The following is a 12,601-nucleotide window of genomic DNA, read 5'->3' as shown; positions in this document are numbered from 1 at the left end:
CTGCGGATTGCGAGGCCGGTCGGACGTGTCGGGGGTGAGTCTCCTGCCGGAGCTGCGCTACCCCACGGTGACCGAACTGGTCCGGTCGGCGCGGGCGCTGGCCGCACTGCGGCCTGGCGTCTGCAGACTGCGGCAGGTGGGTGTCTCGCGTGCGGGCAGACCCCTGCAGCTGCTGTCGGTCGGCGATGCCCGGCGGGCCGTCCTGGTGGTCGCGGGCGCCCACTCCAACGAACCGGCCGGCGGCCCCGCGGCCCTCGCGGTGGCCCGGCGGGTGGTGGCCGACCGGGAGTTGAGGGCGGACACGTCCTGGCACTTCCTGCTGTGCGCGGACCCCGACGGGGCGAGTCTCCATGTCACCCCGGCGCCGCGCAGTCTCTTCGACTACCACCTCGGCTTCTTCCGGCCGGCCGGCCAGGAGCAGCCGGAGTGGGCACCGGCGATGCTGCCGGCCGACCGGCTGCCGCCCGAGACCCGCGCCCTGACCGGGGTGATCGACGAACTGCGGCCCTACCTCCAGGTGACCCTGCACGGCACCGATCTCGGCGGCAGCTGGGTGCAGTTGACGAAGGACGTGCCGGGTCTGGCCGAGCCGTTCGCCAAGTCGGCGGAGGAGCTGCGGATCCCGGTGGAGACCGGTGCCTCGGACGCGGCGGGCTGGCCGGCGTCCGGGCCCGGGGTGCATGTGATGCCGGCGCCGGGCGCGGGGGCGGCGTACCCGAGCATGCCGGACGACGCGCGGCGCAGCACCTGGTACCACGCGCACCGCTACGGCGGTCTGACCGCGGTGGTCGAGGTGCCGATGTGGGCGAGCGACCTGGTGGACGATCCGGCGCCGCACCCGGCGCCGCAGGCGGAGATGCGCCGGTTGGCGGACCGGCTGCTGCGCCAGTCGCGGGCGGTGGACCGGGTGCTTGCGGAGGCACGGCCACGTCTGGTGGGTCGCGACGGGCCGCTGCTGCGAGCCGCCTGCTGGGGACTGGAGCTGGTGCCGGGGCTGGCCGCGGACTGGATCCGCACCCGGCCCGCCGACGACACCCGGGCGTACATCGGCAGTGTGGACGCGTTCTCCCGCCGGCTGCCGCTGCGGGCGGCGGCCATGCTGCTGCGGGTCCTGCGCGAGGCCGACGACCGCGCGGCGCCGGGACTCGAGAGGCTCGTCGAGACCTGGAGCGACGCCTTCGCGGAGCGTTTCCGGGCCCGCTGGGTGCCGTTGGAGCACCAGGTCGAGCACCAGGCCCGCACGGTCGTGGCGGTGGCGCGGCACGCGCGCGGACGGGCGGACTGAGCCGACGCCGCGCCACGCGCGTGTGCGTCACCGCGCCACGAGCCGTGCGTCAGCTCTCCAGTGCGAAGACCGCCCCGGTGCGCGCCCCCATCACACAGCCGTTCGAGAAGGTCTGCCGGTACTCGACCGGCCGACCGCCCCATGCTCCGCGGGCCTGGACGGTGACCGGCGCGTAGATCATCGGGCAGCGGGCGGGGGCGGGTTCGAGGGCGCCGATGTCGCCGCCGACCGAGTCCAGTTGGGCGCAGGCCTCGGCGGCCCTGCCGTGACCCTGGGGCGGGTCGCAGAGCAGGAGCGTGCCGCGGGTGTCGCTGGAACGGCCGTCGCCCTTGGTCACCATGAGGAAGAGGTGGTCGCCGCCGGCAAGGGGCCCGGCCGTCGCGGGGGCCGCGGCGGCGAGGAGCAGGGCGGTCGCCGCCGTCAGAGCCGCGTGCGCCGCCCGCCGAGCCACCGCCGCCGTTGTGATCGTGTACGTCATTCCCTGTGCATCGGCACGGCGGCCTCGGATCCCCACTCCGGCTCACCCGAACGGGAACACGCGGGCGCGTGCCGCGCGGCGAGCTCGAAGGCGGCGAGCACGACCCGGGACTGGTACTCGATCTGGCGCGGCACCGGGATCCAGCGCGCGCCGCAGCCGTCGCGGTAGTCGGCGCACCACAGGTCGATGAGCCGGTCCAGCTCCGGCAGCGCGCCGGCCGGGTCGGCGCCCGCGCGGGTCACGAGCTGGTGCAGGAGTCCGGCCGTGCGCAGGGCGAGGCGCCGTCCGGCGATGCGCAGCGCGGCCAGGTGGCCGGTGCTGAGCGGGGGCAGCGGACGGCCGCCGTCGGTGACGTCGGGGTCCCAGGCGTCGGCGAGTCCGGGGCAGACCAGTAAATAGTCCTCGACCGGGGCGAGCAGGCGTGCCGCGTCCGGGGCGGCCGAGACATGCGGGCGGATCCGCGCCAGGACGTCCTCCAGGAGCCGCGCGTCGCGGCGCAGCCCGTGGCTGACGGTGCGCAGCACGGCGGCCGCGTCGGCGGGGGTTCCGGCGTCCTCGACGGCGGCCACCCCCCACATGGGGGACTCCACGACGGCGGTCACGGTGCCGTACCGGTGGGGGTGGTACCAGGTCGACTCGACGGCGGCCTCGGTGATGGCGGCGGCCAGGTCGCCGCGGCGGGGCGGCGGGATCCGGTAGACGGCGGGCCCCAGACACGGCCAGTAGAGGGTGTCGTACGGGCCGAGCTCGCGCGGGATGCGCAGCCGGGCCGCGGTGTGGGCGACGCGCCGGGCGAGGCCGGGCAGGTCGCGGGTGAGTTCGACGAAGCCGCCGCCGACGTCGACGCCGTGCAGGGAGCACTGGAGGAAGGGTTGCAGTTCGTCCTGGAGGGCGAGGAGGGTGCGGGTCTCCGGCAGGGCGGCGGCCTCCGCGCCGTCGGGCAGCCATTCCGGCTGTTCCCCGAAGCCGGGCCGGAAGAAGTTCCGGAAGTAGCGGTCGAGGGAGTACGGGCCGCGCAGCCAGCCCTCGTTGCGGCGCAGGCCGTCGGGGTCCAGGCAGAGCAGAAGGTTCCAGGTGGCGTCCGCCCCGACGGTGAGCCGGGGGTCGGCCAGGGCCCGCTCGGCGAGTCTGAGGACGGTGCCGCCGCCCACGGGCTCGTTGGCGTGCGGTCCGGCGACGACGAGGGCCTGGCGGCTGCCGTGGCCGACGGAGAGCAGCCACAGGGGGGTGCCCGCGCGGGAGGTGCCGGCGCGGCGCAGTCGGGCGTCCGCGGGATGGCGGGCGACGAGCGCCGCGGCCCGTGCGCCGAGCTCGTCGACGGTCGGGTAACTGAGGAGGGGCGGCAGGGCACACCTCCACAATGTGGTGCCGTCGATTCACCTGGTGTGCATGGTGTACGCACAGTCAGTCACGACTTGAGGGGTACGTCAACACCGCGCGACGGACCGGGTTTTGAGCCGCGACCGCACGTAAAGCCCAGGCCAGAGGTGAGGTTGGGCTCAGTTGATCGCGAGCCGGAAGGCCATCCGGCCGAACCCGACCTGGTCGCCCTCGCGGACGACGGCGGCGCCGATGACACGTCGGCCGTTGACCGTCGTGCCGTTGGTGGAGCCGAGGTCCCGCAGGACCCACATCCCGCCCTGACGGCTGAGTTCGGCGTGGACGCGGGAGACCGTCTCGTGGGTCAGCCGGAGCCCGTTCGCCGGGTCCCGTCCGATGCGCAGCGCATGGCCGCTGCCGGGGTGCGGCAGCAGCAGCTTGGGCAGGCGCTCGGCCTGCCACGCCCTGCGCAGCCGTACGGTGAAGCCGGAGACGGCCTCGACGGTGCCGAACACCAGCCGGGAGACACGGCTCTCCTGGGGCAGGTCCGCGGTGAGCGCGACGAGTTCGTCGGAGCGGCGCGCGATGAGGGCCAGCTCCATGCGGCGCACGAACGTGTCGTGCGACAGGCGGCCCATGGCGACGCCGTCACGGAGCACCTTCAGCACCTTGTCGCGCTCCGCGTCGGACAGCCGCGCGGGGTACGTGTTGAACTCGAAGGACGACGTCACGTTGGTGATTGTCGGGCAGTGAACCCCGGGTGTCCAGAAAACGAGACAACGGCCGCCCCGCGCGCGCACCCGACGACACCTGCCGCAATGGGGAGGATTCCACGACGGATTGATCGCGTTTGAAGCACCATGGACGGGCTACATCACGGTGAGCAGACGAAGGGGAACCGTCCGTGCAGTTCGAGGTGTGGGCACCGCAGGCCGGCCGTGTGACGCTCCATTGCGCGGGCGTCGCGCGCGCGTTGGAGCGCGATCCTGAACGTCCGGGATGGTGGTGGGGGGAGGCGGAGGCCGAGGACGGCACGCGGTACGGCTTCGCGCTGGACGACGGTCCCGTCCTGCCCGATCCGCGCTCGCGCCGCCAGCCCGACGGGCCGGACGGGCTCAGCGCGGTCGTCGAGCACGAACGCCACGCGTGGCGTACCCGGTGGGCCGGCCGGCCGCTGCCGGGAGCGGTCCTCTACGAGCTGCACGTGGGCACGTACACGCCCGAGGGCACCCTGGACGCGGCCGCCGCCCGTCTCGACCACCTCGTGGAACTCGGGGTCACCCACGTCGAGTTGATGCCGCTGTGCCCCTTCCCCGGGCGGCACGGCTGGGGCTACGAGGGTGTCTCCCTGTGGGCGGTGCACGAGCCCTACGGCGGTCCCGAGGCCCTCAAGCGGTTCGTCGACCGGGCGCACGAGGCGGGCCTCGGGGTCGTCCTGGACGTGGTGCACAACCACCTGGGTCCGTCGGGCAACTATCTGCCCGCCTTCGGGCCGTACTTCACGGACACCCACCACACCCCCTGGGGTTCCGCGGTCAACCTCGACGCCCCCGGCTCCGACGAGGTGCGCGCGTATCTGCTGGGCAGCGCGCTGTCCTGGCTGCGGGACTACCGGATCGACGGACTGCGCCTGGACGCCGTGCACGCACTCGCCGACACGCGCGCGTGCCACTTCCTGGAGGAACTGTCGACGGCTGTCGACGCCCTCGCCGCCGATCTGGGGCGGCCGCTGTTCCTGATCGCCGAGTCCGACCTCAACGACCCGCGGCTCATCACGCCTCGCGCGCAGGGCGGTCTCGGGCTGCACGCGCAGTGGAACGACGACTTCCATCACGCCCTGCACACCGCGCTGACCGGCGAGTCCCAGGGCTACTACGCCGACTTCGCCCGCGCTCCCCTGGCCTCGCTCGCCAAGACCCTCACCGGCGGCTACTTCCACGACGGCACCTACTCCAGCTTCCGCGGCCGCGGCCACGGGCGCCCGCTGGACCGTACACGCGTGGCGGCGCACCGGCTGCTCGGCTACTCCCAGACCCACGACCAGGTCGGCAACCGCGCCCAGGGCGACCGGCTGGCCGCGTCCCTCTCCCCCGGTCTGGCGGCCTGTGCGGCGGCGCTCGTGCTGACCGCGCCCTTCACGCCCATGCTGTTCATGGGTGAGGAGTGGGCGGCGGGCACGCCCTGGCAGTTCTTCACCGACCACACCGACCCCGAGCTCGCCGATGCCGTACGACGGGGCAGGCGGCGGGAGTTCGCGGAGCACGGCTGGGCCGAGGAGGACGTGCCGGACCCGCAGGACCCGGCGACCCGCGACCGCTCCTGCCTCGACTGGTCCGAGCTCGAACGCGAGCCCCACGCGCGGGTGCTGGCCTGGTACCGCAAGCTCCTCGCGCTGCGGCACGAGCAGCCGGACCTCACCGACCCCGACCTCGCCGACATCAAGGTCGCCCACGACGAGGGCCAACGCTGGCTCGCGTTCCGCCGGGGAGACGTCCGGGTGGCCGTGAACCTCGCGAAGTCGTCGGCGACGATCCCGCTGGGGCCGCGCGAGGCCCGCGTCCTGGCGGCCTGGGAGCCGGTGGAGGCACCGGGCGCGGACGGGGTGCTGCACGTGCCCGGGGAGTCGTGCGTGGTGCTGCTGCAGGCGTGACCTCACGGGGCCCTCCGGTTCAGACGGCGGCGGGCAGGGAGTCGCGTCCCCAATGGCCGGCGCGGGTGTGGAGGAGGCGGCCGCGGACGACGATGACGGCGAGACGGACGACGACCTCGCCGAAGGCCATGAGGACCATGGCGGCGACCCACGCCTGCTCGCCGGTGATGGTGTGGTCGGCGGAGAAACGGGCCAGGTGGTCCATGCCGGAGGGGTGCGAGGACCAGACCGCGAAGCCGAGACGGAAGCCCATGCTGATCACCCAGAGGGCCGCCGCGCCGAGGGTGGCCCTGACCCGTATGTGCCCGTCCGCGTACCGCACCCGGGTGATCAGGCCTCCTGCCAGCCCGAAGGCGACGCCGGTGCCGGCGAACGCGCCGATCAGCACGAGGTCGTTGCCCGCGGTGGGGATGTCGTGCAGGTAGGTGGCCGCCGCCCAGCCGATCAGTGCCAGCGGCAGCAGGATCGTGCGCGCTGTCAGTCTCTCCTCCCGCAGCTGCCGGAAGACCACGAGGAGAAGCGCCACGTCGATGAGCCAGTCGGAGATCGTCATGCCTCGACTATCCGGCTCCGGCACGCTCCGCCGCCTCGGCCCACGGGTGGACCGAGGGTGGAAAAAACCAGGTGGAGCCACCTGCACCCGCCTGCACCCGCCTACAGTTCCGCGTCGTCCGTCTCCTCGTCCCGCAGCTCGGTGACGCGCTCCAGCAGGATGGCCTCCCAGGCGCGCCGCAGCCGGGTGCGCAGGAGGGGCGGCGGCTCGGCGGCGCGGCCGTCCAGGCCCGCGGCGAGGCGGATCACGGTGTCGCAGCGGGCGAGCCACAGTCCGCGCAGACAGGGGCGGGCCCCGTACCCGGCGAGGGTGGCGGCGCGGACGGCGGCGGGCGAGCCGACGGCAAGCGCGAGGCCCGCGATGTCCTCGGCGGGGTCGCCGACGACCGTGTGCGTCCAGTCGAGGACACCGCGCACCCGTCCGTCGGCGCTGATCACGAGGTGTTCGCCGGTCAGGGCGTGGTGCACGAGGACCGCGCTGCCCGGCTGTGCGGCGAGCTGGACCGCGGCGGGAGAGGTGAGCTGCTGGAGCCGTACCGGGTCGAACTCGTCGGCCGCGCGCAGGAGTTCGGCGGCTCTCCCGGCCTCCCGGCGCAGCGCCTCCAGGGAGCGCGGGGCGACGCGTGGCACCCCGAGCGCCTCGGCCTGCCGTACCGGCACCTCGCGCAGCCCGGTGAGCAGGCCGGCCAGGTCGGCCTCGCCGACGGCGGACACGTCGTGCTCCTCCGCCGACCCGCCGGGCACCTTGGTGTCGAGGGTGTAGGCCAGCCCGGGCGCCCACTCGCCCTGGGCCACGCTGGTGGGGACCGCGACCGGGACGTGCGGGCGGACCAGATCGCGCAGCCGCAGTTCGCGGCGTCGGCGGGTGGCGGCCTCGCGATCCCCGGCGAGGCGCAGGACATGGCGGGTGCCGACCCACCAGGTGGAGGGTTCGCCGCCCTCGGCGACGGGCCGGACCTCGGGCCCGCCGGTGTCGGGCGTGCCGTCCTTGAGCAGGGAACGGACCAGTCGGCGGACCGTGTCCGCGGTGGGTGTCGGTGCCTGGGTCATGGTCGCGCCGTAGTCGCTCGGGGGTGGAGGGTCTCCTGGGGGCCGGGTCAGTCCACTATGACCATCTCGCGGGTGGTGTCGTTGAGCCTGCGGCCGCCGTCCTCGGTGACCGTGACGATGTCCTCGATCCGCACCCCGAAGCGGCCCGGCAGATAGACGCCGGGCTCCACGGAGAAGCACATGCCCGGGACGAGGGGCTGTTCCTCGCCCTCGATCATGTACGGCGGTTCATGGGTGGTGACGCCGATGCCGTGCCCGGTGCGGTGGATGAAGTACTCGCCGTACCCGGCCTCGGCGATGACCGCGCGTGCGGCCCGGTCGACCTCCTGGCAGGGCACCCCGGGCCGTACGGCACGAAAGCCCGCTTCCTGCGCCGCGCGCACGACGTCGTGCACCCGGCGTTCCTCGTCGGTGGGTTCGCCGACGTGGACGGTGCGGGAGGTGTCGGAGCCGTAGCCGTCCTTGAGGCCGCCGAAGTCGAGGACCACCATGTCGCCGCGTTCGATGACCCGGTCGCCCACCTCGTGGTGCGGGTTGGCGCCGTTCGGTCCCGAGGCGACGATGGTGAAGTCGACCTGGGAGTGGCCGAAGCGGCGCAGCAGGTCGGCGAGGTCGGCGGCCACCTCGGACTCCCTGCGGCCGCCGAAGGCAACCGTGCGGATCTCCTCGAACGTGGCGTCCGCTGCCGCTCCCGCGGCCGCCAGGAGCTCCAGCTCCGCGCTGTCCTTGACGGCGCGGAGCATCGGCAGGGCCTCGGTGAGGGAGGCGTACGACGTGCCGGGCAGGGCCTTCTGGAGACCCAGCAGGTGCATGGCCCAGGCGTTGTCGCTGATGCCGAACCGGCCGCCGGAGTCCAGGAGGACCGCGGTGGCGGCGTAGGGGTCCTTGCCGTCGGTCCAGTCCCGCAGGGTCAGCGCGCTCGCGCCGGCGGCCTTGGCGGCGTCCGGGGCCTCCAGGGTGGGCACGACGAGGACGGGGTCCTGTCCGGGGGCGAGGACGAGCAGGGTGAGCCGTTCGGTGGCGGCGGTGGGCGCGTAGCCGGTGAGCCACACCAGGTCGGGGCCCGGGGCGACGAGGAGTCCGGCGAGCCCGGCCTCGGCGGCCGACCGTGCCGCGCGCTCCATGCGGGCCCGGTAGTCGTCGGCTGCGAAGGGCGCTGCGGTGCCGGTCATCGGGGCCTCCCTGGGCGGATGAAGGTCTTTGGGCAGCATCCTGCCCGGACGGCGAGGGGCGCGCGAGCCGGTCGACACGTCTTTCGCACGGACCGTACCGAACGCCGGGCGGGTGTCAGCTCTCCAGGGCCATGCGGACACCGAGGAGCAGCAGGACGCCCCCGGAGACCTGTTCCAGGCGCCGGCGCACGCCCGCGCGGGACAGCACGGCCCGCAACCGGCCGACGAACCAGACGTAGAGGCCGTAGTAGCCGATCTCGTAGACCGCCCAGAGCGCGGCGAGCCCGATCATGGTGGGCAGGTGCGGGGCGCCCTCGGGCACGAACTGTGGCAGGAAGGACAGGGCGAAGACGGCCGCCTTGGGGTTGGCGAGGTTGAGCAGCAGTCCCGCGCGGTAGGCGGCCGGGCCGGTCCTGCCGGTGCTCTCCCAGCCGCCGTCGTCGGTGCGGGTCCTGGCGCGGCGCGCCTGCCGCAGCGCCTGGATGCCGAAGGTGACGAGGACGACCGCACCGACGATCCGCATCACGTCGTAGGCGATCTCGGAGGCCGTCAGCAGTGCGGTCAGGCCGAGGGCGGCGACGACGCCCCAGACGAACACACCGGTCTCGTTGCCGAGGACGGTCAGGAAGCCGGAGCGTCGGCTGTGCAGGGACTGCTTGATGATCAGCACCGTGCTCGGCCCGGGTGACGCGGCGATGAGGGTGCAGGCCCCCAGGAAGGCGACGAGCGTGGTCGGCATGGGCTCATCGTGGCTCCGGGGGCCGGATGCGGACCAGTGGTTTTCCGCCCTGGGCGCGGTAAGCAGCTTGATGGAACGTCACTTCTAATGCTTGTATCAATCAAAACCATTAGAAGAAGGGGTACGTCGTGCTCGTACTCGCACACATCAGCGATCTGCATCTCGACGGGAGCGCGCGGGCGACCGAGCGCGCCGAGCGGGTGCGTGACCGGCTGTGGACGCTGCCGGGGCAGGTGGACGCCCTGCTGGTGACCGGTGACATCGCGGATCACGGCACGGAGGCGGAGTACGAGGAGGCCGCGCGGATCCTGGGGCTGCACGAGGGCGATCCGCCGTTCCCGGTGCTCACCTGCCCGGGCAACCACGACAGCCGGGTGCCGTACCGCAAGGCCCTGCTGCGGCGGCCCGCGGCCGTCGGGCCGGTGAACAGCGTGCGGGTCTTCGCCGGCGGCGCGGTACTGATGTGCGATTCCAGCATCCCCGGGAGCGACGAAGGGGCGCTGGACGAGGAGACGTACGACTGGATCGAGGCCACGCTCGACGAACTGGACGGGAGCCTTCCGGCATTGCTGGCCTTCCACCACCCGCCGGTGGCGCTGCACCACCCGCTGCCCGACTCCTACCGGCTCGACGGGCCCGGGCGGCTGGCCGCGCTGCTGGAGCGGCGGCCCGAGATCGCCGGACTGATCACCGGTCACGCGCACACACCCGCGGCGACCGTGTTCGCCGGGCGCCCCCTGGTCGTCGGCCCGGGGGTGACGTGGACCCTGCGGCTGCCGTGGGAGGGCGAAGAGATCGCGGACCGGGACGCGCCGGTCGGCCTGGCCTTCCATGTGCTGGACGACGAGGGACGGCTCACCACTCACTTCCGGGTGGTCACCTGAGCACACGGGGTCCGACGGGGGTTCGACGCACCCCTGCCGACGATTCGACGGACCCTTGCCGACGGTTCGTCGGACCACTTGCCGACGGTTCAGGTGACGACTCCCGGTACGGCCGTGAGCTGCTGATAGCCGCCGCTGCGGTGGCGGACCGTCAGCACCAGCTCGCGACCGGGCCGGGCGGCGGCGACGGCCCGCGCGAGTTCGGCGGCCGTGTCGACGCGGGTCCGTCCGACGGCGAGGAGTACGTCGCCGCGGACCAGGCCCGCCCTGTAACCCGGGCCGGGGACATGGACGCCGACCACCAGCGCGCCCGCCTTCTCGGCGTCCACGGCCTCCAGGGCGAGGGTCGCGGCGGCTGGCGCGGGCGAGGAGGCGGTCGTCGTGGGCGACGGCGAGGGGCCCGGGTGCGCCGAGGCGGACGGACCGCCCCCGCCGGGGCCCGCCTGCCGTTGGAGTTCGGCCAGCCTGCTCATGCCGATGATCGCGGCGCCCACCGTGCCGAGCCCCACCCCCGACAGCACCAGGACGAGCGCGACGATCAGACCGAACAGCACGGTCGTGAACCGGCGCCCGCGCCGGCGCGCGGCGTGCGGGCGCCGGGCGGGCCCGGACTTCCTGCCGCCGCCGGGCTCCTGACCGGGCATCGGCTTGGGGCGCAACGCAGTCTGTTCCATGGATCGCCTCCGGCTGGATCACCACCGGGTGGTGACTACCCGGCGCACCGGCGCGCGACGAGCCACGAACGAGTGAGACTGACGACCGGTCAGGAGCGGGAAGCGGCGGGAATCAGCAGGTCGACGAAGTCCGCCGCCGCCCCGCTCGGTGCGCCCGCGTGCACCAGTTCCGTCCGGTGCACGACCCGCGGGTGGGTGATCGGCACGGCGACCGCGCCTTGCACGCCGGTCGCGGCGGACCGGGGCAGCAGGGCCAGGCCGTGCCCGGCGGCGGCGAGGGCGGTCAGGACGGCGACGTCGGTGCCCTCGTACCGCAGGGCGGGCCGGAAGCCGCGGCCGCCGTTAGCGGCACGGAGCCGGGCCGGCGGCAGGGCGGTGTCCGGGGCGTCCAGCCAGCGGGCGTCGGCGAGGTCGCCGAGGCGCAGTCCGGTGCGCCCGGCCAGCGGATGCGTGTCCGGCAGCAGGACGCACACGGGCTCCTCGGCGACGCCCCGGGTGATCAGCGGGGCCACGTCGGGCAGGCGCAGCGGGTCGCTGGGGGCGACCAGGCCGTCGGTCAGGCCCAGGTCCGCGGTGCCGGTCGCCACGGCCGCGGGGACCGCGTCACGGGCGACCACCCGCAGGGTCACACCGGCAGCCGGGAGCGCGGCGAGGATCCGCGGCCCCAGTGCGGTGGGCGCTGCCGCGAGGGTCAGTCCGTGCGCGGGCGCGGCGGCCGTCCTGGCCACGTCCGCGCGGGCCGCGTCCAGGCGCAGCAGCAGTGGCTCGGCGTGTTCCAGGAGCCGCTCGCCGGCCGGCGTGGGGGCGACCGGCCGCCGGGTGAGCAGCGGCGCGCCGAGATCCTGTTCGAGCGCCGCGATGTGCTGCGACACCGCCGACTGGGTGTAGCCCAGCTCCCTGGCGGCCTCGGAGAAGGAGGCGAGGCGGGCGACGGTGACGTAGGTGCGCAGGAGGTGCGGGTCCATGCGGCCAGCATCGCATCAGATCTGCTTATCGAGAGTGCAGCAATCATCGTTGGACGCGATCCTCGGGCGCCGGTCAGGATGACGGGCATGACGACGAAGACGGCACGGACCGCCCGGGTCGCCCTGGTGGGCGACCGCTCCCCCGGCGTGGTCTCGCACACCCGCATCCCCGTCCTGCTGGACGCCCTGGTCGAGCACGAGCGGATCGTGCTCGACGCCTACTGGATCCCTTCCGAGGACGCCGGCGACACCGACGCCGTACGAGGGTTCGACGCGGTGTGGGTGGTGCCGGGCAGCCCCTATCGCAGTGAGGCGGGCGTCCTCGCGGCGATCCGCACCGCGCGCGAGGCCGGCATCCCCTTCCTCGGCACCTGCGCCGGGTTCCAGCACGCGCTGCTGGAGTACGCCCGTCACGTCTGCGGGCTGACGCGGGCGGCGCACGCCGAGAACGACCCCGATGCCGACGACCTGCTCATCGAGCCGCTGGCCTGTTCCCTCGTCGACCACGAGGGCCGGGTGGACATCGAGCCGGGCTCGCTCGCCCGGTCGGTGATCGGCTCCGAGCGGACCGTGGAGCGCTACTTCTGCGCCTACGGCCCCTCCCGCCATCTGGACACCCTGCGCGCACACGGTCTGCGCTTCTCCGGGCACGACGAGAGCGGCCGGGTCCGGATCGCCGAACTCCCCGGCCATCCCTTCTTCCTGGCCACCCTGTTCCAGCCGGAGCTGTCCGACGACGGCTCGCGTCCGCACCCGGTCGTGCGAGCGCTGGCGCGAGCCGCGGTGGATCATGCGACGCGGGGGGAGCGTCAGCCCGCCTGACCCTCGACGT

13 protein-coding genes are annotated in these 12,601 nt (G+C 74.1%); 4 read left to right on the top strand and 9 right to left on the bottom strand.

Annotated features, from left to right (window positions below; all coding sequences use genetic code 11):
• Nucleotides 1-34 precede the first annotated feature (34 nt).
• Nucleotides 35-1,285 (top strand): M14 family zinc carboxypeptidase, encoded by a 1,251-nt coding sequence (locus tag IOD14_RS11385; protein ID WP_123992285.1) that lies wholly within the window; start codon nt 35-37, stop codon nt 1,283-1,285.
• Between the two features lie 49 nt (nt 1,286-1,334).
• On the opposite strand, the gene IOD14_RS11380 is transcribed toward IOD14_RS11385, so the two are convergent.
• From IOD14_RS11380 to IOD14_RS11370, 3 genes are all read right to left on the bottom strand, one after another.
• On the bottom strand, nt 1,335-1,763 hold the full coding sequence (locus IOD14_RS11380) for an SSI family serine proteinase inhibitor (RefSeq protein WP_123992284.1): 429 nt from the start codon (nt 1,761-1,763) through the stop codon (nt 1,335-1,337).
• Nucleotides 1,760-3,124 (bottom strand): M14 family zinc carboxypeptidase, encoded by a 1,365-nt coding sequence (locus IOD14_RS11375; protein ID WP_123992283.1) that lies wholly within the window; start codon nt 3,122-3,124, stop codon nt 1,760-1,762. Before IOD14_RS11375 ends, IOD14_RS11380 begins: the two co-directional genes overlap by 4 nt.
• A gap of 138 nt (nt 3,125-3,262) precedes the next feature.
• Nucleotides 3,263-3,814 carry a DUF1707 and FHA domain-containing protein gene (locus IOD14_RS11370; protein WP_123992282.1) on the bottom strand — a complete coding sequence of 184 codons (552 nt, stop codon included), beginning with the start codon at nt 3,812-3,814 and terminating at the stop codon, nt 3,263-3,265.
• Nucleotides 3,815-3,987: 173 nt separating this feature from the next.
• On the opposite strand from IOD14_RS11370, the gene treZ reads away from it, so the two are divergent.
• A complete protein-coding gene (treZ, locus tag IOD14_RS11365) occupies nt 3,988-5,733 on the top strand; it encodes a malto-oligosyltrehalose trehalohydrolase (protein ID WP_123992281.1) in 1,746 nt (581 codons plus the stop codon).
• A 19-nt stretch (nt 5,734-5,752) separates the two neighbouring features.
• On the opposite strand, the gene IOD14_RS11360 is transcribed toward treZ, so the two are convergent.
• From IOD14_RS11360 to IOD14_RS11345, 4 genes are all read right to left on the bottom strand, one after another.
• The gene (locus tag IOD14_RS11360; protein WP_212670178.1) at nt 5,753-6,286 is read right to left on the bottom strand and encodes a hypothetical protein; all 534 of its coding nucleotides are present in this window, start codon (nt 6,284-6,286) and stop codon (nt 5,753-5,755) included.
• A gap of 101 nt (nt 6,287-6,387) precedes the next feature.
• A complete protein-coding gene (locus tag IOD14_RS11355; RefSeq protein WP_123992279.1) occupies nt 6,388-7,335 on the bottom strand; it encodes an aminoglycoside phosphotransferase family protein in 948 nt (315 codons plus the stop codon).
• Nucleotides 7,336-7,382: 47 nt separating this feature from the next.
• Entirely contained in the window at nt 7,383-8,507 is a 1,125-nt protein-coding gene (locus IOD14_RS11350; protein ID WP_123992278.1) for an aminopeptidase P family protein, read from the bottom strand.
• A gap of 115 nt (nt 8,508-8,622) precedes the next feature.
• Nucleotides 8,623-9,246, bottom strand: a complete 624-nt coding sequence (locus tag IOD14_RS11345; RefSeq protein ID WP_212670177.1) for a LysE family translocator — start codon at nt 9,244-9,246, stop codon at nt 8,623-8,625.
• Between the two features lie 128 nt (nt 9,247-9,374).
• Between IOD14_RS11345 and IOD14_RS11340 the strand changes: the two genes are divergently transcribed.
• The gene (locus tag IOD14_RS11340) at nt 9,375-10,130 is read left to right on the top strand and encodes a phosphodiesterase (RefSeq protein ID WP_212670176.1); all 756 of its coding nucleotides are present in this window, start codon (nt 9,375-9,377) and stop codon (nt 10,128-10,130) included.
• Between the two features lie 89 nt (nt 10,131-10,219).
• Here the strand turns inward: IOD14_RS11340 and IOD14_RS11335 are convergent, their stop codons facing one another.
• Nucleotides 10,220-10,804, bottom strand: a complete 585-nt coding sequence (locus IOD14_RS11335; RefSeq protein ID WP_212670175.1) for a PDZ domain-containing protein — start codon at nt 10,802-10,804, stop codon at nt 10,220-10,222.
• Between the two features lie 89 nt (nt 10,805-10,893).
• On the bottom strand, nt 10,894-11,769 hold the full coding sequence (locus IOD14_RS11330) for a LysR family transcriptional regulator (RefSeq protein WP_123992274.1): 876 nt from the start codon (nt 11,767-11,769) through the stop codon (nt 10,894-10,896).
• A gap of 78 nt (nt 11,770-11,847) precedes the next feature.
• On the opposite strand from IOD14_RS11330, the gene IOD14_RS11325 reads away from it, so the two are divergent.
• On the top strand, nt 11,848-12,591 hold the full coding sequence (locus tag IOD14_RS11325) for a hypothetical protein (protein WP_212670174.1): 744 nt from the start codon (nt 11,848-11,850) through the stop codon (nt 12,589-12,591).
• Nucleotides 12,592-12,601 lie beyond the last annotated feature (10 nt).

Source organism: Streptomyces sp. A2-16 (assembly GCF_018128905.1).
GTDB lineage: Bacteria > Actinomycetota > Actinomycetes > Streptomycetales > Streptomycetaceae > Streptomyces.
The sequence above is the reverse complement of the archived record's forward strand: the minus strand, read 5'-3'. Positions and strand labels throughout refer to the sequence as shown.